The organism is Tabrizicola sp. (assembly GCF_030694085.1).
In the GTDB taxonomy this organism is placed as follows: domain Bacteria; phylum Pseudomonadota; class Alphaproteobacteria; order Rhodobacterales; family Rhodobacteraceae; genus Tabrizicola.
This window is the reverse complement of the sequence record NZ_JAUXZE010000004.1, coordinates 1-1,334: the sequence shown is the minus strand read 5'-3', so window position 1 is coordinate 1,334 and position 1,334 is coordinate 1. Positions and strand designations below refer to the sequence as shown.

The following is a 1,334-nucleotide window of genomic DNA, read 5'->3' as shown; positions in this document are numbered from 1 at the left end:
ACTTGTACGGATATCGACAACATTAAGCAAGCTGAAACGCAAATACAAATAGCAGCGGAACGGGAGCATGCGGCTGCGGCTCTCCGCGAGAGTGAGGCGTTGTACCGCGCTATCGGAGAATCCATTGATTATGGCGTTTGGGTTTGCGATTCAGAAGGACGAAACATTTATGCAAGTCCCAGTTTTCTCAAACTCGTCGGACTCACCCAGGATCAATGCTCGAATTTCGGATGGGTAACGTGTTGCATCCCGACGATGCCGAAAGCACCCTTTCGGCGTGGCAAGAATGTATCCGCACGGGTGGTGTGTGGGATATTGAGCATCGTTTTCGCGGGGCGGATGGGCAATGGTATCCAATTCTAGCCCGCGGCGTACCGGTGCGGGACAATAACGGAAATATCAAATACTGGGCGGGTATCAATCTCGACATCACCGAACAGAAAAAGACTGAGGCACTACTGCGCGAATCAGACCGGCGCAAAGACGAATTCTTAGCCATGCTCGGTCACGAACTGCGCAATCCGCTAACACCCATCGGTAACGTAGCACAAGTCTTGTCTTCATCCCCTCTCAAGGAATCGACACTGAACTGGGCCGCTGAGACACTGAATCGTAATGTGACCCATATTACCAAACTTGTCGATGACTTATTGGATGTTTCGCGCATCACCCGAGGCCAAGTAAAAATCCAACGGGAACGTGTCGAGCTGGTTAAGCTGCTCAAAGATTTGACAGAATCAATTCTGCCATTAATCCAAACGAAACATCAAACACTCAATCTCGAATTGCCAACACAGCCCATCTATCTGCAAGGCGATCCCATTCGTCTCACCCAGGTGTTTACCAATCTGCTTAATAATGCTGTTAAATATACCGATGTGGGTGGCTGTATTGACCTGAGCGCAAGTGTCGAATGTTCGTCAATCTTCGTTCACGTCCGGGACAATGGCATGGGCATTGAACCGCAACTGCTGCCTCATATCTTCGATCTATTCATCCAAGGAACAATAGGACTCGACCACTCCGAAGGTGGCTTGGGGCTTGGGCTTACCTTGGCGAAGAAGCTGATCGAACTACATGGCGGCCAAATCACAGCTTACAGCCAAGGTGTCAATCAGGGTTCGCAATTCTTGATTCAGTTACCCGGACTCGTAGAGGAAACGGCCCTAACAATGCCGTTAACTTTGCAGAGCTCAACTAAAGAGACTGATCAAGGCCTGAGAGTTTTGCTGATTGATGATAATGAAGATGTTGTGGAAAGCACCGCTTTATGGTTTACGATGTCGGGACATCAAATAGCGATTGCACGCAACGGAACACAGGGCGTATCAACT

Annotated in this window: 1 protein-coding gene and 1 pseudogene; both read left to right on the top strand. The window is 49.3% G+C overall.

Going from position 1 to position 1,334, the window contains the following annotated elements; genetic code table 11:
- Positions 1–12 precede the first annotated feature (12 nt).
- Positions 13–207: pseudogene (locus Q8M85_RS23330) on the top strand (PAS domain S-box protein); the annotation flags it as partial.
- A partial coding sequence (locus Q8M85_RS00315) for an ATP-binding protein (protein ID WP_371135155.1) occupies positions 138–1,334 on the top strand: 1,197 nt, incomplete at its 3' end. The pseudogene Q8M85_RS23330 and the gene Q8M85_RS00315, both read left to right, overlap by 70 nt.